The 20,692-nt window shown below is 40.5% G+C and carries 16 protein-coding genes; 8 read left to right on the plus strand and 8 right to left on the minus strand.

Going from position 1 to position 20,692, the window contains the following annotated elements; genetic code table 11:
- Positions 1-49 precede the first annotated feature (49 nt).
- On the minus strand, positions 50-946 hold the full coding sequence (locus AAZR93_RS12000; RefSeq protein ID WP_434719930.1) for a LysR family transcriptional regulator: 897 nt from the start codon (positions 944-946) through the stop codon (positions 50-52).
- 97 nt (positions 947-1,043) lie between these two features.
- Between AAZR93_RS12000 and AAZR93_RS12005 the strand changes: the two genes are divergently transcribed.
- From AAZR93_RS12005 to AAZR93_RS12015, 3 genes are all read left to right on the plus strand, one after another.
- Positions 1,044-2,387: an MFS transporter gene (locus tag AAZR93_RS12005; protein ID WP_434719931.1), complete on the plus strand. Its 1,344-nt coding sequence runs from the start codon at positions 1,044-1,046 to the stop codon at positions 2,385-2,387.
- Complete coding sequence (locus tag AAZR93_RS12010; protein ID WP_434719932.1) at positions 2,377-2,775, plus strand: hypothetical protein; 399 nt, start codon at positions 2,377-2,379, stop codon at positions 2,773-2,775. Before AAZR93_RS12005 ends, AAZR93_RS12010 begins: the two co-directional genes overlap by 11 nt.
- A gap of 152 nt (positions 2,776-2,927) precedes the next feature.
- Positions 2,928-4,388, plus strand: coding sequence for an MFS transporter (locus AAZR93_RS12015; RefSeq protein ID WP_434719933.1), 1,461 nt, complete (start codon positions 2,928-2,930; stop codon positions 4,386-4,388).
- A gap of 88 nt (positions 4,389-4,476) precedes the next feature.
- On the opposite strand, the gene rpoD is transcribed toward AAZR93_RS12015, so the two are convergent.
- The 3 genes from rpoD to rpsU form a co-directional block, all read right to left on the minus strand.
- Positions 4,477-6,378: an RNA polymerase sigma factor RpoD gene (gene rpoD, locus AAZR93_RS12020; RefSeq protein WP_294349817.1), complete on the minus strand. Its 1,902-nt coding sequence runs from the start codon at positions 6,376-6,378 to the stop codon at positions 4,477-4,479.
- Between the two features lie 128 nt (positions 6,379-6,506).
- Positions 6,507-8,252, minus strand: coding sequence for a DNA primase (gene dnaG, locus AAZR93_RS12025; RefSeq protein WP_434719934.1), 1,746 nt, complete (start codon positions 8,250-8,252; stop codon positions 6,507-6,509).
- A gap of 122 nt (positions 8,253-8,374) precedes the next feature.
- Positions 8,375-8,590: a 30S ribosomal protein S21 gene (gene rpsU, locus AAZR93_RS12030; protein ID WP_001144069.1), complete on the minus strand. Its 216-nt coding sequence runs from the start codon at positions 8,588-8,590 to the stop codon at positions 8,375-8,377.
- Between the two features lie 330 nt (positions 8,591-8,920).
- Between rpsU and tsaD the strand changes: the two genes are divergently transcribed.
- Positions 8,921-9,940: a tRNA (adenosine(37)-N6)-threonylcarbamoyltransferase complex transferase subunit TsaD gene (tsaD, locus tag AAZR93_RS12035; RefSeq protein ID WP_294106741.1), complete on the plus strand. Its 1,020-nt coding sequence runs from the start codon at positions 8,921-8,923 to the stop codon at positions 9,938-9,940.
- Positions 9,941-10,023: 83 nt separating this feature from the next.
- On the opposite strand, the gene AAZR93_RS12040 is transcribed toward tsaD, so the two are convergent.
- Positions 10,024-11,556: a methyl-accepting chemotaxis protein gene (locus AAZR93_RS12040; RefSeq protein ID WP_434719935.1), complete on the minus strand. Its 1,533-nt coding sequence runs from the start codon at positions 11,554-11,556 to the stop codon at positions 10,024-10,026.
- A 415-nt stretch (positions 11,557-11,971) separates the two neighbouring features.
- The gene (gene plsY, locus AAZR93_RS12045) at positions 11,972-12,628 is read right to left on the minus strand and encodes a glycerol-3-phosphate 1-O-acyltransferase PlsY (RefSeq protein ID WP_294106745.1); all 657 of its coding nucleotides are present in this window, start codon (positions 12,626-12,628) and stop codon (positions 11,972-11,974) included.
- Positions 12,629-12,735: 107 nt separating this feature from the next.
- On the opposite strand from plsY, the gene folB reads away from it, so the two are divergent.
- Positions 12,736-13,095, plus strand: coding sequence for a bifunctional dihydroneopterin aldolase/7,8-dihydroneopterin epimerase (gene folB, locus AAZR93_RS12050; protein ID WP_294106748.1), 360 nt, complete (start codon positions 12,736-12,738; stop codon positions 13,093-13,095).
- A 40-nt stretch (positions 13,096-13,135) separates the two neighbouring features.
- Here folB and AAZR93_RS12055 read toward each other — a convergent pair whose 3' ends face one another.
- Both AAZR93_RS12055 and AAZR93_RS12060 read right to left on the minus strand, forming a co-directional pair.
- Positions 13,136-14,380, minus strand: a complete 1,245-nt coding sequence (locus tag AAZR93_RS12055; RefSeq protein ID WP_294106752.1) for a multifunctional CCA addition/repair protein — start codon at positions 14,378-14,380, stop codon at positions 13,136-13,138.
- Between the two features lie 4 nt (positions 14,381-14,384).
- Positions 14,385-15,002, minus strand: a complete 618-nt coding sequence (locus AAZR93_RS12060) for a TIGR04211 family SH3 domain-containing protein (protein ID WP_294106754.1) — start codon at positions 15,000-15,002, stop codon at positions 14,385-14,387.
- A gap of 272 nt (positions 15,003-15,274) precedes the next feature.
- Between AAZR93_RS12060 and AAZR93_RS12065 the strand changes: the two genes are divergently transcribed.
- The 3 genes from AAZR93_RS12065 (at position 15,275) to hldE (ending at position 20,638) form a co-directional block, all read left to right on the plus strand.
- On the plus strand, positions 15,275-16,237 hold the full coding sequence (locus AAZR93_RS12065; protein WP_434719936.1) for an inorganic triphosphatase: 963 nt from the start codon (positions 15,275-15,277) through the stop codon (positions 16,235-16,237).
- A gap of 12 nt (positions 16,238-16,249) precedes the next feature.
- Complete coding sequence (gene glnE, locus AAZR93_RS12070) at positions 16,250-19,102, plus strand: bifunctional [glutamate--ammonia ligase]-adenylyl-L-tyrosine phosphorylase/[glutamate--ammonia-ligase] adenylyltransferase (protein WP_434719937.1); 2,853 nt, start codon at positions 16,250-16,252, stop codon at positions 19,100-19,102.
- Positions 19,103-19,210: 108 nt separating this feature from the next.
- Complete coding sequence (hldE, locus tag AAZR93_RS12075) at positions 19,211-20,638, plus strand: bifunctional D-glycero-beta-D-manno-heptose-7-phosphate kinase/D-glycero-beta-D-manno-heptose 1-phosphate adenylyltransferase HldE (protein ID WP_294106760.1); 1,428 nt, start codon at positions 19,211-19,213, stop codon at positions 20,636-20,638.
- Positions 20,639-20,692 lie beyond the last annotated feature (54 nt).

The following is a 20,692-nucleotide window of genomic DNA, read 5'->3' on the forward strand; positions in this document are numbered from 1 at the left end:
GGTATAGCTCTATATTTTTTAAAACAGCCATCTTGTTTAGGTGGCTGTTTTATTTAATGGCAAGATGGCTAACCAAAAAATCAATAAATGCACGTGTTTTAGCAGGTAATGCGACGGTATTTGGATAAAGCAATTGAATATTTTGTGAAGGCAAGTGGAGTTCAGGGAATAAATGAGTCAACCGTTTATGCTTAATATCTTCCCCAATTAACCAAGCGGGGCAAATTGCAACACCTAAAGAAGACAATACCATTTGATGAATAACGGCAGCAGAATTAGATTCATACTGACTTTTAATTATGGGTAAAGGGATTTTTTCACCTTTATTATTTTGTAAAAAGTATTGTGTATCTTGCCAATTTAATAAGCTGTGAGTGATCCACGGAATATCAGCTAAATCAGTAATACTGTTGATTGAATGTTTTTCAATAAATTGAGGTGTTGCAACGAGATAAATAGAATAATCGCCAATTTTACGCGTTTTAAGCGATGAGTTTTTTAAGTTACCAAGTCTTATTGCTAAATCTAGTTTCTCAGTGACTAAGTCATCAAGGGATGAATTAAATGAATATTGTAGACGTAACTTAGGATAAAGACGGCAAAATTGCGGAAGTAATGGCAAGATAAATCGTTGTCCAAATTCATTAGTCGATGAAAAGCGTAATAAACCAGTCACACTAGTGCCTAAATTTTGGCTTCTTTCAAAAGCTTCATCAATTTGCAGCTGAATACGTTTGAAATCATCGTAAAAGTATTTTCCTACCTCTGTCAGTGCAATATTACGAGTATTGCGCGTCAATAAACTCACATTAAGCTCTGTTTCTAACTGTTTAATATCAATACTGACCATTGAACGGCTCAAACCTAATATATCAGCTGCTTTGGTAAATGACCCCGAATCTACGACCTGTAGAAAACTCATTATCTGCTTGAGATTTTTTTGCATAATCTGTTCAATTGTTTGCTTATATTAAACAATGATTTTACTTCTCTTGCATCGACAAAGAAAGGGCTAAACCCTATTCTTTGCGCCGGAGGTAGTTATGTCTTATCGATATAAAATCGCAACAGTGTTTCTGATCGGCTTCTTTATTGATTGTATTAATATTTTTATGTCAGCTATTGCACTGCCTGACATTGCTGGGGCGTTTTCAACTAGCCAGTCAATGGTTGCTTGGGTATCAAATGCGTATATTTTGGGTTTAGTGCTGATTATGCCGATAAGCTTATGGTTAGCGGGTCGGCTCGGTAATCAAAAACTAATGTGTTACTCAATGCTGCTATTTTCTATCAGTGTTTGGCTTTGCGGTATGAGTGATTCTATATATAGTTTGATTTTCTGGCGTTTTATTCAAGGAATGGCGGGGGGATTACTAATACCTGTTGGACAGGCATTAGTTTTTGCATTATTCCCAGGAAATGAGCGTCATCGTATTTCCACTATGATTATGACAGTCGCACTAATAGCACCAGCTTTTTCACCTGCACTTGGTGGGATTATTATTGATTCATTATCGTGGCGTTGGGTTTTTTATTCTAATTTGCCTTTTTCATTATTAGCGGCTTCTTTCGCGTGGGGATGGATTAAAAATAGCGAACGACAAGAAAGAGAAAAACCAGATATGTTTGGTTTGCTGATCGTCAGCTTAAGTTTATTAAGTTTGTTATTATCATTTTCTTTTTATAATGACTACCACAGTCTTATTTTGGCGTTGAGTAGTTTTGTTTTTTCGGGTGCTATGCTGTTTTTTTATATTCAATATGCCAAAAAATGCCAAGCGCCTATTCTTAATCTTCAATTGTTAAAAAATTATAATTTGCGAAATGCTTTTATTGTTTATTACGCCGTGCCCGGTATTTTTACTGGGGTAAATTTGCTGAATATTTTTAATTTACAGATAAATCTTGGTTTTAATGCCGGCGAGACAGGGTTATTCATGTTGATATATGCTGCTGGAGCGCTGGTATCGATGATAAGTGGTGGATATCTTTACCATCGTATGGGAAAGAAAAGCCTATTTGTTATTGGTATTCTTTTACACAGTGTCGGTATATTTCTTTTATTTCTAGTGTCGAGTTCCACAGATTTAAGCACCCTTATTCTTGCCTATTTATTAATGGGAATGGGTGGGGGGATCAGTGCAAATACCGCTCAAATAAGCTCATTAATCGATTTTGCTGATAAAGATTTATTACAAGGCAGTGTTCTTTGGAACATTAACCGACAAGTCGCATTTAGTGTGGGCACTGTGGTCTTGATATCCATTTTTAGTCTTTCTTCAGCATCAACTGAATTAATGCGCTATCAATACACCTTTTTTATCGCGTCGATACTCGGCCTATTATCATTAATTTCAGTTTTAAGAGGAAAAAACAATGAACGCTAAAATGAATAAAGCACTACAAAGTGTGATTGACTTACATATTTTGATTGAAGATGTTTTCACCGGAAATAATAAAGAAGAAAGCTTAAATCAGCTTTTAGAGAGCTTCGATAATGATTTTAAGATGGTCACTATAAGCGGTATGCGTATTGGATTGGCTGAAGTCACCGCATTATTTAGCCAAAATAGAGGAGGAAAGCCAACGCTAAAAATCACGCTACAAAATATCACTCCTCTATATGAGCTTGAAAACTATTGCTGGATTCAATATCAGGAGCAGCAACAAACTGACAATACCAATACCCTTCGCACATCGGTTGTCTGTATTAAAGTTGAATCTGAACGATGTGATTGGGTTTATTTACATGAAACACCAGTTTTAAATAAATAAGCTAAAGAATATCTATCAATAAACGATAAACGGCTTTTATGAGCCGTTTTTATTTTCCTGATAAAATAAATGATATTTATTCTCATCTGAGATTGACCGTCGGTCGGTCGAGTATTATTATGCCATTCATCTACTAAGATGGACAACATAATATGAAACGTATTTTTTTGATCTTTGCAGTTTGTCTGGGTACTTTTATGGCGACCTTAGATATCAGCATTGTGAATGTCGCTTTACCTGCAATAGGGCAAGATTTGAATGCGAATATGTCATTATTGCAATGGATTATTGATTCGTATGCATTGTGCTTATCAGCGCTGATTTTATCTGTGGGTCCTATTAGCGACCGCTATGGGAGAAAAAAAGTGTGGTTGATTGGTGTTGCCATTTTTACACTCGGTTCTGCAATATGCGCATTTTCAACTACGTCATCTACGCTTATAGGTGGGCGGATAATTCAAGGTATTGCGGCGGCAGCATTAATTCCGGGGGCATTATCAATTATTACCCAAGCTTTCACCAATGATATAGAAAGGATAAAAATTATTGGTATTTGGTCAGCAGTGAGTGCGCTGTCATTAATTATAGGGCCGATACTCGGTGGCTTTTTAGTCGATACTTTGGATTGGACAACTCTATTTTTGATTAATATACCGATAGGATGTATTACATTGCTTGTAGGTTGGTTAGGTATTAAGGAAAGTAGTGATCCTGATAAAGCCGCTTTTGATCCGATAGGTCAAATACTTAGCATCTTTGCACTGGGAGGGATCACTTTTGCTTTAATTGAAGCTGGAGATAAAGGCTGGGGAAATTATTTAACATTAAGTGGTTTAACGCTTGGTGTCATTGCATCACTATGTTTCATTTTTATTGAAGGAAAAGTGGCTAAGCCACTGTTACCCATATTTTTATTTAAGCAGAATACCTTTTTCTTTCAATACAATATGGCTTCATTTTCACTAGGTTTTGCGACTTACAGCAATGTTTTTTTTATTGCACTTTTCTTACAAAAAGGACAGGGGTGGGGAGCGTTGGAAGCGGGCCTTAGAATGGCGCCAGAGTTTATTGCCATGGCACTTTTTTCATTTTCCTTTGGTAAGCTATCGAAATTTTTTAGTGTCAGAAATTTGATGATGATGGGCTTTGTTTTAATAGCAATAGCGTCAATGATGTTAACTCAGGTTAATTTTGATACGCCTTATATTCCTATAGCTCTAATGCTCTTTATCTTGGGGGCGGGAATGGGCATGGCAACACCAGCGATTAGCTCGCTTGTAATGGCTAGCGTAGAAAAAGCTTACTCAGGCATTGCTTCTGCGGTGATGAATGCGCTCAGGCAGACAGGGATGACACTTGGTATTGCATTACTCGGTACATTGATGACTCATCGTGCGGTGGATAGGCTACTGAACGACAATCAATTAGCGGCCGTATTTACAGAGAAAGAGCTTGAGCAAATGATTAATGGCGTACCAATCACTTCATCTATACTAATTGAAAATACCATTCATAGTGCTTTTACCTCGGGTTTTAATGTGGCGATGTTGGGGGGGGCGGTGGTGATTTTGGCGAGCTTAAGTTTAATGATAAGGCGCAAAATAGTTCAATAATACAGTTAGTCATTATGATTTAGTATGGTAAATAAAAAAACACCTGCCGAAGCAGGTGTTTATATCAACGAGTAAATTTGCGAATTAATTATTCGTCAAGGAAGCTACGCAGAACTTCTGAGCGGCTTGGGTGACGCAATTTACGCAATGCTTTCGCTTCAATCTGACGAATACGTTCACGGGTAACGTCGAACTGTTTACCCACTTCCTCAAGGGTGTGGTCAGTGTTCATATCGATACCAAAGCGCATACGTAGCACTTTCGCTTCACGAGCAGTTAAACCTGCTAATACTTCATGAGTCGCTGAACGTAAGCTTTCTGACGTAGCAGAGTCTAAAGGTAATTCTAAAGTCGTATCTTCAATGAAATCGCCTAAGTGTGAATCTTCATCATCACCAATTGGTGTTTCCATGGAGATAGGTTCTTTAGCAATTTTCAGCACTTTACGAATTTTATCTTCAGGCATTAACATGCGCTCAGCCAGTTCCTCTGGCGATGGCTCACGGCCCATTTCTTGCAGCATTTGGCGAGAGATACGGTTCAATTTATTGATAGTTTCAATCATATGAACCGGAATACGAATTGTGCGAGCCTGATCCGCAATGGAGCGAGTGATAGCCTGACGTATCCACCAAGTTGCATAAGTTGAGAACTTATAACCACGGCGGTATTCAAATTTATCAACCGCTTTCATCAAGCCGATATTACCTTCTTGAATCAAGTCAAGGAACTGTAAGCCACGGTTGGTGTATTTTTTCGCAATCGAAATAACCAGACGTAAGTTTGCTTCAACCATCTCTTTTTTCGCACGGCGCGCTTTCGCTTCACCGATAGACATGCGACGGTTGATATCTTTGACTTGTTCAATCGTTAGACCCGTTTCTTCTTCAACTTGGCGTAGTCTCTGTAAGCAACGTAAAATTTCTTCTTCAACTTCTAGCAGTTTTTCGGACCACGGCTTGTTCATTGCTTTGGCAGCAGTCAACCAAGTCTCGCTGGTTTCATTACCACTAAATAACGTGATGAAATTTTTCTTAGGCATTTTGCATTGTTCAACACAGAATTTCATGATGGTACGTTCTTGCAAACGCACTCTATCCATCATTTCACGCATATTGTTGACCAAATAGTCAAACTGCTTAGGTACTAAACGGAACTCTTTGAAAACATCAGACAACTCTTGAATAGCTGCGGCTGTTTTTGCATCACTACGGCCATATTGCTTGATATGTTGACGTGTTTTTTCATATTGAATACGAAGATCAGAGAACTTTTGACGAGCTAATTCAGGATCGATGCTGTTATCATCTTCGCTATCTTCCTCATCTTCCTCGTCTTCATCTTCATTATCATCTTTGTCAAGCTCTTCTTTTGGTAATTCAGAGCCAACATGTGTTGCGGTCGGAGCGAAATCCTCTTCAGCATTTGGGTCGACAAAGCCTGTAATCAAATCTGATAAACGGCTTTCTCCTGCCTCAACACGGTCGTATTGTTCAAGTAGATAAGTGATGGCCTCAGGGTATTCAGCGACAGAACACTGAACCTGATTGATACCATCTTCAATACGTTTTGCGATGTCGATTTCACCTTCACGGGTGAGGAGTTCGACTGTACCCATTTCACGCATATACATGCGTACAGGGTCAGTTGTACGGCCAATTTCACTTTCAACACTGGACAACACTTGTGCAGCAGCTTCTGCTGCATCTTCATCAGTATCGGAAGTATTTTCAGCCAAAATTAAATCATCAGCATCAGGTGCTTCTTCCATGACCTGGATGCCCATGTCATTAATCATCTGGATGATATCTTCAATTTGATCTGAATCGACGATATCTTCCGGCAGATGGTCGTTGACCTCAGCATAGGTTAAATAACCTTGCTCTTTACCCTTGGTTACGAGTAACTTTAGCTGCGACTGCGGGTTTTGCTCCATAAGACGGTATCCACACTTCTGAGTATTTAGATTGGTGTCGGTCGGCGAAACTATCGGCCAACAAGAACATACAAAGGGAATTTTTATTGTTTGCTACGCCCTTTATATTTCGTAGCATTTAAGGCATCAGCCTTGTTTTATGCGGCACTTAAGCCGTTTAGTATACTAATTCTGGGTTATATTTACGTTTTCATTCGAGAAAGCGTTATCAAGCTGACTTCTTTACGCTCTTCCGAGGTCAGTTTTTGTGTTCGTTCTTTTGCTATTAGATAGTTGAAACGTTCATCGAGTGCGCTATTAAATAGATGGTTTAGCGCATCTATAAATGTATTTTCCGCTATCTCCTCTATCTCTATATCGTTCCAAGTTGCTAGTTTTTCAAGCTGTGATGCATATTTATTATCGCGATAGCGCTCTAGCAGTTGCCCTGTGGTCATTCCGGGGTTGGAACGGCAAACATCAACCAATTCCTGAAATAGTGAAAGCCCCGGCATTTGTATATGGGCTATTCCCTCTAATGAGGGAACAAGTTCCGAAAGGTTCGGATTTTGTACCAACAGTGCGATTAATATTCGCATTGTCGTTGGTTTTAATGTTGGCGCCTGATAGTTTGGTTGCTCAGTAGTCTCTCTATCAATCATAGCAAGAACTTGAGAAATATCCGGTATACCAATAAAATTTCCTAATTCTTGAGCCATATAAAGGCGCAGAGTTTCACCTGGTATCTGCTTTATCAATGGGATAGCAAGTTTACTAAATTTTGCTCTCCCTTCAGGTATGGTTAAATCAACCTGAGGAACCAGTGAATCAAATAAGAACGTTGATAAGGTATGGGCATTTTGCATTCGTTGCTCAAAAGCCTCTTTACCTTCTTTACGTACCAATGTATCAGGGTCTTCGCCATCAGGTAAAAACATAAAACGTAGTTGGCGACCATCACTTAGATAAGGAAGTGCCGTTTCAAGGGCGCGCCATGCAGCTTCTCTTCCTGCTCGGTCTCCGTCATAACAGCAAATTACAGTGTCCGTTGAGCGATATAATAATTGGATATGTTCTGACGTTGTTGAAGTGCCTAGTGAGGCGACCGCATAGCGGATGTCATACTGAGCAAGTGCCACAACGTCCATATAGCCTTCGACGACAAGTAACTTTGTTAGTTCATTACTATTTTTTGTTGCTTCATATAGACCAAATAATTGGCGGCCTTTATGAAATATGTCAGTTTCTGGTGAGTTTAAGTATTTAGGTAATGCGTCACCTAATACACGACCACCAAAAGCGATAACACGACCACGTCTATCCCTGATTGGGAACATGACTCGTTCTCTAAAACGATCATATGTGCGGCCTTTATCATTAGTCACTAACATACCAGCAGCATCAAGTTGCTGACGGCTTTCGGGATTAACTGCAAATTTTTTGAGCAAATTATCCCAGCCCGGAGGGGCAAAACCTATGGAAAAATGCGCAATAATATCTGCACTTAAACCACGTTGGCTTAAATAATCTTTGGCTTTATTTGCCGTTGGATGATTTAAGGCAGCGCAGTAAAACTGATTAATTTTCTCCATCAACTGATAAAGATTTTGTCGTTGATGTAGTTCAATTTGGCTTGCTCCTGTTCCTGTTTCGTATGGAACATCAAGACCGTGTGATGATGACAACTCTTCTATTGCTTCGACAAAATCAAGTTTGTCGTAATTCATTAAGAAATCGATGGCATTACCATGAGCACCACAACCAAAACAATAATAAAATTGTCTTTCACCATTAACAGTAAATGATGGTGTTTTTTCATTGTGGAACGGACAGCAAGCGTGATGGTTTTTACCCTGTTTTTTTAACGGGACTTTTGCATCGATTAAATCAATGATATCTGTTCTTGCTAACAAGTCATTGATAAATGAACGCGGAATTCGTCCAGCCATAAGCCTCTTTTTCGCCTGTTGATGAACGATAATAAGCCGCGCTTCCTTTCGGAAAGCACGGCCTTTAACTGCTTACTAATACTGCCTGTAATGGTTGCGATTAGTATCGCGACCGAGAGATACTAATACAGGCGAGTACGGCGTGCGTTTTCGCGAGCCAGTTTCTTAGCATGACGCTTAACTGCAGATGCTTTAGCGCGTTTACGCTCAGTCGTTGGTTTTTCATAGAATTCACGACGACGAACTTCTGCTAAAACTCCTGCTTTTTCACAAGAACGTTTGAAACGACGTAGTGCAACGTCGAATGGCTCGTTTTCACGTACTTTAATTACCGGCATGTGCCTCTCACCTCAATAGAAATCGGTTTGTTGCTGGTATTGGTTCACCAGCCTTCATTTAAAATGGTGCGGAATTTTACTTCAATGAGTACGGGTTTGTAAAGTGCCGTATAAAATTGAATCACGCAAGATTATCTGTTTTTCTGCTGTTTCGTTGAAAAAACAAGCAAAACCAAATAATAATGAGAATTAGCCACACGAAATTTTTATTACAGGGTGTTGATTATAGACTATACAACAGGGAAAGTCAGCCTTTATGCCAACATTAATTACACGATAGTCCAAATTTAATGATAAACTCGAACAGATGTAATATACAAGGGTAGTGTCATGCGCGTTTTAGGTATTGAAACTTCTTGCGATGAAACCGGGATCGCAATCTATGATGATAAACTAGGTCTGTTAGCTAATCAATTATACAGCCAAATTAAAGTCCACGCAGACTACGGTGGTGTTGTTCCTGAATTGGCTTCTCGCGATCATATTCGTAAAACAGTGCCGTTAATCCAAGCTGCACTTAAAGAAGCCAATTTAACGCGTGCTGATATCGATGCGGTGGCTTATACCGCAGGTCCTGGACTTGTCGGTGCATTGATGGTTGGCGCAACTGTTGGGCGTTCTTTAGCATTTGCATGGAATGTGCCTGCGGTGGCAGTTCATCATATGGAAGGTCATTTATTGGCGCCAATGCTTGAAGATAAAACGCCAGAATTTCCTTTTGTTGCACTACTCGTTTCAGGTGGTCATACCCAGCTTATTAGTGTGACTGGAATTGGTGAATATGAGTTACTGGGCGAATCGATTGATGATGCTGCCGGTGAAGCTTTTGATAAAACGGCCAAACTTCTTGGATTAGATTATCCTGGCGGGCCAGTGTTGTCGCGTATGGCGCAACAAGGTGTAGAAGGGCGATTTGTATTCCCACGACCAATGACAGACAGACCAGGTCTTGATTTTAGTTTTTCAGGATTAAAAACATTTGCCGCAAATACCATTCGTAATAATGCCGATGACCCGCAAACACGCGCTGATATTGCGAGAGCATTTGAAGACGCTGTCGTTGATACATTAGCAATTAAATGTAAGCGTGCACTTGAACAAACGGGATTCAAGCGCTTGGTGATGGCTGGCGGCGTAAGTGCAAATCGTGCTTTACGTGCAAAAATGGAAACTGTACTTAAACAACGTGGAGGCGAAGTTTTCTATGCACGCCCTGAGTTTTGTACTGATAATGGCGCAATGATTGCATTGGCCGGTTTGATCCGTCTTAAAGGCGGTTCAACGACAGGACTTGCGGTGACCGTGCGCCCACGTTGGCCTCTCGCTGAACTTCCTCCTCTCGAAAAATAAGACGTAATTCATTTTTGAATAAAAGAGCTGAAATCAGCTCTTTTTTAATGACAAATTTTTAGTTACAAAAATTGAATGTGTGATTAATGTAAAATCGTCACTGCATCTTCAAGGCGAATAGCACGATTTTTGACCATATTGGATGTCTGAGTACTTTGCTCTACTAACATCGTACTTTGCTGAGTAATGGATTCCAACTCACTAACGGCTTGTGTAATGTCTGATAATCCTACGGCTTGTTCAGAAGTCGCATGACTAATATGGGTAATTAGCTGGGTAACATTTTGCACTTGATTCACAATATCTTTCATTGTGCTGCCTGCGGTATTGACTTGTACCTTTCCTGAGTTAACTTTCTTTTCGCAATCGGTAATCAGTTCTCGAATATCGTTAACCGCACTGGCACTTCGGCTAGCAAGGCTGCGAACTTCTTTGGCGACGACAGCAAAGCCTCTCCCTTGTTCTCCGGCTCGTGCGGCCTCTACAGCAGCATTAAGAGCCAGTATATTGGTTTGAAAAGCAATATCTTTAATCACATCCGTAATCGAGTTTATTTTACTGGTGCTATGTACAATATCATCCATGGTATTGACGACTTCTTCCATGATAGCGCCACCGCTGAGAGCGGTTTCACTGGTTTGATTTGAAAGCTTATCTACCTGAGTTGTATTATCAGCATTCATTTTAACGGATACCGTCATTTGATTCATGGTGGCGACCGTTTGCTGCATATAACCTACCGTTTTTAGTGTATGGCTATCGAGTTTACCGCAATCACTGACAATGGATTCGCTGCCTTTACGTACATTATCGACCTGTTCAGAAACATCATTGATTAGCCAACGACAAATTAAGCCAAGTTGACCAATTGCACGTAAAAGTAGGCCTATTTCATCTACACGATTCATATGGTCAATACTATTGCGTTCACCTTTTGCCACATTGAGTGCTTGTGCTGTGATATTTTCGATAGGTTTTGCGATTGTTCGTTCAATAGCCAAACTACCGATTATTAGCGTCAAGAATGTACAAATGCTCGAGGTGATTAAGGGCATCTCGCGCATCCCAATGGCTGCTGCCATCGAAATCCACACAATAAACAATAAAGCCATTAACAAGCGAATTCGCCAACGAGTGGATATGGTTGAACAATGAAATAATCTATTTTTGGCCAGTACAATACCTTTGTAGATTTTTTTACTGCATCTATTGTCACACATGGCGGCATAAAGAGGTTCTACGGCGGCGATTTCTTGGCGAGTAGCGCGGATTCGAATTGACATATAGCCTGTAATTACACCCTGCCTTTCCATGGGAATGATGTTTGCTCTTACCCAATAATGGTCACCATTTTTACGTCTGTTTTTGACGATGCCAGTCCATGGTTCTCCTTTTTTTAAAGTTGACCACATATCAGCAAATGCTTCTTTTGGCATATCAGGATGGCGAATAATATTGTGAGGTTTATGGAGTAATTCGTTTAATTCATAACCACTAACTTGAACAAAGAAATCATTGGCATGGACTATGTTTCCTTGTAAGTCACTTGTCGTCATTAATGTTATATCTTCATCTAAGATATGTTCGTTTTGAGTGATATAAAGAGTTCTGCTCATGTTATTACCATTATGTTATACCCACCATTTTTGAAGTAACAGAGTGTCGGTTCTCGCTAAAGGACGTCCTTTGGACTTCATGGTCAGAGATTGACGTAAAATTCATCAGGAACATTCATTTTCCGACTATCTGTAACTCGAATTATTTAGGGTATGGTTTTATTTTGCTTCTATATAGTCGACAGCTTGTAAATATTCATTAGTAATAAATTTGCAATTATTTAACTTTTTTTTAAAAATGTGCGCTACCTATGATAAATAGGTGCGATAGCACGATCTGCTGTTCATACAGTTTTAAGGGTAGATATATCACTTTTGTTCTTCATGACTTTTTGTAGAGAGGAAAAAGGATGGGAGAATAACATGGGCAATAGGCGTTAAAAATTAGGCTGAAAGCTCAGCCCAATTCCGAGAATTAATCGTCTTGTTCCTGATCTTTGACTTCTTGAGCAATTTCTTTGTTTGTTTTTTGCTTTTTATTTTTCAATTTTTGCCAAATACGACTTTCTTGTCCGCGCCATAAACGCTGTATATTGGCGTGGTGACGTACGAGAACTAAACAAGAAAGCATCGCCACAGGGAAGGTGAACTCTGGTTTGAACCACCAAACATAGAAAGGGGCTAGCAGTGCGCTTACGATGGCTCCCAGTGATGAATAACCGCTAAGAAGAACCGTTAGTAGCCAAGTCCCCGCAATCAAGCCTGAGAGATCCCAGCCAATGGCAGCGATTGAGCCGAATGCTGTTGCAACGCCCTTACCACCTTTAAAATGAAAGAAAACCGGATAAATATGGCCTAGGCAGGCTGCAATTGCGACAAAGCCAAGATAGAATGGTTGCACATTTAAATAGTAAGCTAGCCAAACAGGTATCATCCCTTTTAACACGTCGCAAATAAGTACTGCGGCAGCGGCAGCTTTACCACCGACACGTAATACGTTAGTTGCACCAGGATTTCCTGAGCCGTGTTGACTCGGATCAGGTAGTCTTGCTAAACGGCAGATCAGTATCGCACTGGAAACTGATCCACAAAGGTAGGCGAAGATTATCATGCCAAGCGCGGTTGCACTCATAGCTAACTCCAAAACGGTTAAGGCCATATATTCACTTCAGTCTTGGATAATACGCATATTTTTCCAGAAGTGGTATCAATTCAGCATAGAAACGAGAAAATGACGTGATGGATATCGTATTTATTGAACAATTATCAATCATTACCACCATTGGTGTATATGACTGGGAACAAGATATTGAACAAAAGCTAGTGCTCGATATCGAAATGGGATGGGATAATAAACGCGCGTCAATGAGCGATAATGTAGAATACTGTCTAGATTATGCGCAAGTTAGCAATGCGATAATTAATCATGTTGGGAAAAATAAATTCGGACTAGTAGAACGAGTTGCTGAAGAAGTTGCTCAACTTTTGCTTAATCAATTTCAATGTCCTTGGGTTCGAATTAAAGTCGCCAAACCGGGTGCTGTCGCTCGGGCACTTCAAGTTGGGGTTATAATCGAAAGAGGCACGAAAACGGCTTAAAAAATGACTGGCGGCATTCTACCGCCAGTATCGCCAAGCGCTATAGCTTCATTTTTAATATTTGCTGCTGTTGCTGCCAGTTTGCAACTTTTTCAATTCGCTGACGCGTTAATTCATCTCTAATCTGCGGACCTTGGAAACCTTGCTCAACAATCGGTTTTACATTGACACTTTGTGCAACGTTAAAGGCTTGGCGTAGAAACTCAGCTTGTGGGTAAGCTTGTTGCTCAAGGCCTTTTCTTCCTCGAGCATCGGCCTCACTGATGATACTTAATTGCAACACGCGTTCAGGTTTTCGCCAACTATCTAAGCCATCAAACAACTGAATTAAGTTAACCGCGCTCAGCTTATCGATAACATGGACTTTATCATGATAGCGCGCGCTAAGGCGGGCAAGATCACGCGCATTGGTAGGCACTTTTAACCTTTCGCAAAGTTGCTCGATTAGCGGGATACCTGCTTCACCGTGATTTGGATGGCTCGGCCAGATATTTTTAGGCGTTAGCGCTTTACCCACGTCATGGCATAGCGCGGCAAAACGGATATCGATATCTTGAGATAAACTTGCCACTATTTTCATCACCATCAGTGTATGAATTCCTGTGTCAATCTCAGGATGCCATTTTTCCGGCGCAGGAACGCCAAACAGGTTATCTATTTCAGGAAAAAGGACCGCAAGAGCACCACATTGGCGTAAAACATCAAAGTACACTTGAGGTGAGTTCGACATTAATGCCTTTTGTGTTTCTGTCCAGACTCGTTCGGCAGTTAAGTACGATAACTCACCTGAAATAGTGATCGATTGCATTAACGCCATAGTTTCTGGCGCAATGCTAAACCCTTGTTCTTGGTAACGTGCTGCAAAGCGAGCGACGCGTAATACACGTAATGGATCTTCGGCAAAAGCCGCTGAAACGTGGCGTAGTAGACGATTGTTTAAATCATCAACGCCATGATAGGGATCAACAAGTTCACCTGAGTCGTCTTGCGCAATCGCATTAATTGTCAGATCTCGACGTAATAAATCATCTTCAATAGTGACATCTGGTGCGCTATAGCAACTAAATCCGGTATAACCTGTGCCAATTTTCCGCTCTGTTCTTGCTAACGCATACTCTTCATGCGTTTTTGGGTGCAAAAAAACAGGAAAATCTTTTCCGACTTGCTGAAACCCTTGCGCTAACATAGCTTCAGGTGTGGTGCCGACCACCACATAATCTCTATCTGAAATAGGCAACCCAAGTAGTTGGTCTCGTACTGCACCACCAACGAGATAAACTTTCATTATCTTAATTCATCCAACGGTCATGACGTTTTTTACGACGTGGAATAATATGAGGTAAAATCAAACCAAAAATAAGGCCAACACCTGCAACGCCACCGCCATACATAAACCACTGTAAGATCAGTTCGCGACGACGGTCATCAAGGTTAACTTCGACAATTTCGAGCTTTTTGCCTGCTTTAATTAACTCGTTTTTTAATTTTTCATTTTCAGCTTTTAACTGTTTAACGATGCTATCGTTATCGGCAACGCTTTGCTGCATATTGGCAGTACGCGTATTCCAAGTATTATCGATATTATCTAATTGTTGACGAAGTTTTTGATTTTCAGCTTCAAGTTCTGGAATACGTATTTTCATACTCGGCGTATTATTTAATTGCTCAATAGGAAGCCAAACTGTTCTCCCTTTTTCATCTTTGACTTGAGCAAATTTGTCATCTGTTGAGATAAGTTCAACAGGTTCTCCAGCATTGAGCGTACCAACAATGCGATATTTAGTCCCTGGGCCACTATGGACATAAGTTGATAACTCATCTGATACATAACGCTTTTCTGCTGCGTGAGCGCTAACTGATAGGCCTAGCCCCATGATTGAAATTAATAATAATGGAATTTTTCGCATGGTGTTTAGTATCTTTTTTTAGGTGAATGGATTTTATATTATTCAAATACTAATGAGTTAAGTGTGCGTGTGCAAATGCTTAACACTAAATGTTTGTAAAGAATGAGAACTATCTTAACTCACTAAATAAGACATTTTTTAGTACGGATATCAATATAACCCTCTACAAGAAGGTGAAAGTGTAGAATTTTTGGTTTCTGTGCAGTTTGTTTTCTCAGGCAACTCTGATTGGGGTAATATGAAGGCAGTGAAATTGTCAAATAAGGAAATATATGAGCCATATAGAAGTTGAACTCAAATTAGATGCAAAGAGTTCTGCTATTGATGCTGTTCGCCAGTGTGTATCGGCACTTTCTCATCAGCATATCGAACCCAGTAAATTGACAAATATTTATTTTGATACGAAAGAAAGGCAATTACGTCAATGGGATATGGGGCTGCGAATTCGTGGCTATGATGGACACTATGAAATGACCATTAAGACAGCCGGTCAAGTTATTAGTGGGTTGCATCAGCGTCCTGAATATAATGTTGATATAGATTCCCCTGAGCTTGATCTGGCCGCTTTTCCGGCTGAGATCTGGCCAGAAGACACAGATATTCAAGCGTTACAAACACAACTAGAGATTTTATTTAGCACTAATTTTGTACGTGAAAAGTGGTTAACTACTTTTGAAGACAGTGAAATTGAAATTGTTTTTGACCAAGGCACTATATCTGCCGGTTCGAAAGATCTTCCTATACAAGAGTTTGAACTAGAACTGAAAAAAGGTTTTGTCGCCGATGTGCTTAATTTAGCTAAAAAGTTGGCAGATATTGATGGCCTGCATCTTTCTTCAATCAGTAAAGCGGCTCGTGGTTATTCGCTGCTTTCTCCCGAAGTTGCGCCATTAACTCCGCCTGACGCAGTGTTTGATTATGAACAACAACCATTAGAACAGTCATTAACACGCATGCAGTTGCTGTGCCAACAGCATGAAACTTATTGGTTAGCGGATGGTAATCATGCAAGGCAAGGGTTAGAAGAGTTTTTACGTTTTGTTCAGGCTTTTTTAATTCATTATCAAAATTCAGCTCCGCACTTTATTCATGACACTCCCCTTGAGCAACTGCGCTTAAATGTGGCTGATGAAAGTATGAGTGCCGATACCTTTTGCTATAGTAGTCCTTGGCTAAAATGTAAATTAGCATTTATACAATGGTTGATCGCCTTAACTTATTCAGATGTTCCATAAGGTATTGATGAAATGCATCCTTTTCCTCAGTTGCTGCAAAATAATAGTCAACGTATTTTAAGTCAGTTAACAGAACAAGCGAGCGAGTTACTGCCGCTCAGTGAGCAAGAACTTCACTTTTTATCGTTTAGTGATTTTGCGCTTAAACAGGTACTGGCTCATTCACGTTTTTTGCTACAAATTCGTGTTCAACCACCTCAAGCAGATGAGTGGCAACATTATGCCGATTGGTTGAAAGAGGATGTATTATCTGTTTCGAATGAAGAACATCTAATGCAGGTATTACGCACTTTTCGTCATCAAGTATTGGTGCGTATTGCCTGGATGCAAACATTAGAAACATGTTCGCAAAAAGAGACAATTCAACAGCTTAGTGAACTCGCCGAAGCTTTAATCGTCGCGGCTAGAGACTGGTTGTATCACGAGTGCTGCCAATCGTGGGGTACACCTTGTGATAGTGAAGGTTATCCGCAAATTTTACTCGTTCTTGGAATGGGTAAATTGGGTGGGCGAGAACTTAATTTTTCATCTGACATTGATTTGATCTTTGCTTATCCAGAAAATGGAGTGACGCGAGGGGGACGTAAAGAACTTGATAATGCACAGTTTTTTACGCGATTAGGTCAAAAACTTATTCGTGTGTTAGATCAAGTGACTGCTCAGGGCTTTGTTTATCGAGTCGATATGCGCTTGCGACCGTTTGGTGATAGCGGGCCACTGGTGTTCAGCTTTTCTGCACTTGAAGATTACTACCAAGAGCAGGGGAGGGACTGGGAACGTTATGCGATGGTTAAAGCATGCATTATGGGGCCTGATAGCCTGCATTATGCGGATAGCTTACGTAAGTTATTACGCCCTTTTGTTTACCGTCGATATATTGATTTCAGTGTTATTCAATCTTTGCGTAATATGAAAAATATGATTGAACGGGAAGTCAGACGCCGTGGTTTAGTGAATAATATTAAATTAGGCGCAGGTGGTATCCGTGAAGTTGAATTTATTTCTCAAGTATTTCAGTTGATACGGGGTGGCCGAGAACCTGTTTTACAATCCCAATCTTTATTTGCTACATTACAAGCTATTCGTGATTTAACTCTTTTACCCGATGAACAGGTAGTTATCTTAGAAGATAGCTACATTTTCTTGCGTCGTGTTGAAAATTTGCTGCAAAGTATTGACGATCAACAAACACAAACCTTACCAGACGATAATTTGAATCAAACTCGAATTGCGTGGGGAATGGGTTTTACCGATTGGCACGCATTTTATCAAGCTTTGACGCAAAAAATGGCCGCAGTGCATCATATTTTTACTGAGCAAATCGGTCAAGATGATGAAGCCGACGATACCAATACTTGTGATGAAATTTATATCACCCTTTGGCAAAGTGAATTATCTAAAGAAGAACTTGCAACATATTTGCCGTCAGCAGATGAAGAGATTGCACAAAAAATTATTCATGCCATTTTGATGTTTCGTCATGATTTGAATAAACGCACAATAGGCCCGAGAGGTCGTGATGTGCTTGATGAATTAATGCCAAAATTGCTCGCCAAAGTGGGTGAGAGAGATGATGCAGGGCAGGTCATTGAGCGGATGACTCCATTGCTACTCAGTATTGTTAGTAGAACCACTTACCTTGAACTGATGCTTGAGTTTGATGAGGTGCTAACTCATGTGATCCGCTTATGTGCGGCTTCACCAATGATAGCCGAACAATTGGCTCAGCATCCATTATTACTCGATGAACTTCTTGATCCTCAATCTTTATATCAACCTTTACCTTTAACATCTTATCGTGATGAATTGCGTCAATATTTAATGCGTGTGCCAGAAGATGATGAAGAACAGCAGCTCGAGGCATTACGTCAATTTAAGCAGGCTCAACTTTTGCGCATTGCAGCAGAAGATATTTCTGGCGTTTTACCTGTGATGAAAGTAAGCGATCATCTGACTTATTTGGCAGAAGCTATTATTGATGCTGTTGTGCATCAAGCATGGCAGAAAATGGCAAAACGCTATGGCGAACCAACTCATTTATTGCAACAAGATGAAAAACAATATGGTTTTGCGGTATTAGGTTATGGGAAACTTGGGGGATGGGAGCTGGGTTATAGTTCTGATCTTGATTTAGTTTTCATTTTTGATTGCCCAATAAACGTCGTGACTAACGGGGAACGCTCTATCGATGCATGGCAGTTTTATTTACGTGTCGCGCAACGAATAATTCATCTTTTTAGTACTAGAACGACTTCGGGTGTTTTATATGAGGTTGATGCACGTTTAAGACCTTCTGGCGAGTCAGGTATGTTGGTGAGTACTATCCAATCTTTTGGCGAATATCAACAAAATGAAGCATGGACGTGGGAGCATCAAGCTTTGATCCGTGCGCGGATGGTATTTGGGGATACGCAGCTACAGCAAAAATTTAATCAAATTCGTCATGAAACACTTTGTACCGTGCGTGACCCCGATGTATTACGCCAACAAGTGCGTGATATGCGCTTGAAAATGCATCAGCATTTAGGCAGCCATGAACAGAGTTTATTTGATTTAAAAGCGGACCCAGGCGGCATTACGGATATTGAGTTTATCGCACAATATTTGGTATTACGTTTTGCATCAAAGAAGGATGTCTTAACAAAGTGGTCAGATAATGTACGTATTTTTGAGTTAATGGCGAAAAATGATTTGATGCCTCAAGATGAAGCGGATGCATTAACGCATGCCTATGTCACTCTACGTGATGAGCTTCACCATTTATCGTTGCAATCGCTTCCTAGTCGTGTAGATATTGGCCGTTTTTCAAATGAAAGAAAATTAGTGCTTGAGAGTTGGGCTCGCTATTTAGGGCCAATATCTTGAGGTATGACGGGTTAATATCCTAAACAATTTGAGTTGTAGCTGATATTATCCAATATGCTAATATTGGCGCTATTCATTATCAGATTTCTTTTAAAACTGGAGTACGGGATGAAAGTAACACTTCCTGATTATAAACAAGCAGGTGTACTAGTTGTTGGTGATGTCATGTTAGACCGTTATTGGCATGGGCCGACTAATCGGATCTCACCAGAAGCTCCTGTTCCGGTTGTTAAAGTGACAATGGTTGAAGAGCGTCCTGGCGGCGCGGCAAACGTAGCGATGAATATTGCTTCATTAGGTGCAAATTCACGCCTTGTTGGGCTGACTGGCATTGATGATGCGGCGAAAGCACTGACTGAGACCTTAAATACAGTCAAAGTTCGTTGTGACTTTGTAGCTATTCCTACTCATCCAACCATTACTAAATTGCGTGTTTTATCGCGTAACCAACAATTAATTCGATTGGATTTTGAAGAAGGTTTTGAAAACGTAGACGCTCAGCCAATGTTAGAGCGCATTGAACAAGCGTTACCGCATATTGGCGCACTAGTGCTTTCTGATTATGCGAAAGGCGCACTAACGCAAGTTGAAAAAATGATAGCGTTAGCGAATAAAGCGGGTGTGCCTGTCTTGATTGATCCGAAAGGAAATAATTTTGAGCGCTACCGCGGTGCCACATTATTGACGCCTAATATGACTGAGTTCGAGGCAATTGTGGGTCGCTGTAAAGATAATCAAGATGTGGAAGAAAAAGGCATGCAATTGCTTGAATCTTTAGATTTGACCGCATTGTTAATTACTCGCTCTGAACAAGGCATGAGTCTAATTCGTCGTGACGAAGCGCCTTTACACCTGCCAACAGAAGCACAAGAAGTCTTTGATGTAACTGGTGCTGGCGATACGGTTATTGGCGTATTAGCGGCATCAATCGCTTCAGGCCGCCCATTGCATGAGGCCTGCGCATTAGCCAATGCGGCAGCGGGTGTTGTGGTGGGTAAACTCGGTACTTCAACGGTTTCACCTATTGAGCTTGAAAATGCCATCAGAGGTCGAGCGGATAACGGTTTTGGTGTGATGGATGAAAATCAATTAAAGCTCGCGGTTGCAAATGCTAGGCAGCGTGGTGAGCGCGTAGTTATGACAAATGGCTGCTTTGATATTCTTCACGCTGGTCATGTTTCTTATTTAGCCAATGCCCGTAAGCTCGGTGATAGGTTAATTGTGGCGGTTAACAGTGATGCTTCAACCCGTCGTTTGAAAGGTGAAACGCGTCCGGTTAACCCATTAGAGCAGCGTATGATTGTGCTTGGTGCTCTCGGTGCCGTCGATTGGGTTGTACCGTTTGAAGAAGATACCCCGCAACGTTTAATTGCTGAAATTTTGCCTGATATTTTAGTCAAAGGTGGTGATTACCGCCCAGAAGATATCGCGGGTAGTGTAGAGGTTTGGGCAGCAGGTGGTGAGGTTATGGTACTTAATTTTGAAGATGGTATTTCCACCACAAATATTATTAAAAACATCATGAAAACAAGCTAATTAATTTGGATTAATGATGGTTGTTAATAGAGCCTAATCTTGGTGTGATGCCAA

The sequence above is a fragment of the Providencia sp. Je.9.19 genome, assembly GCF_051129765.1.
Taxonomy (GTDB): Bacteria; Pseudomonadota; Gammaproteobacteria; order Enterobacterales; family Enterobacteriaceae; genus Providencia.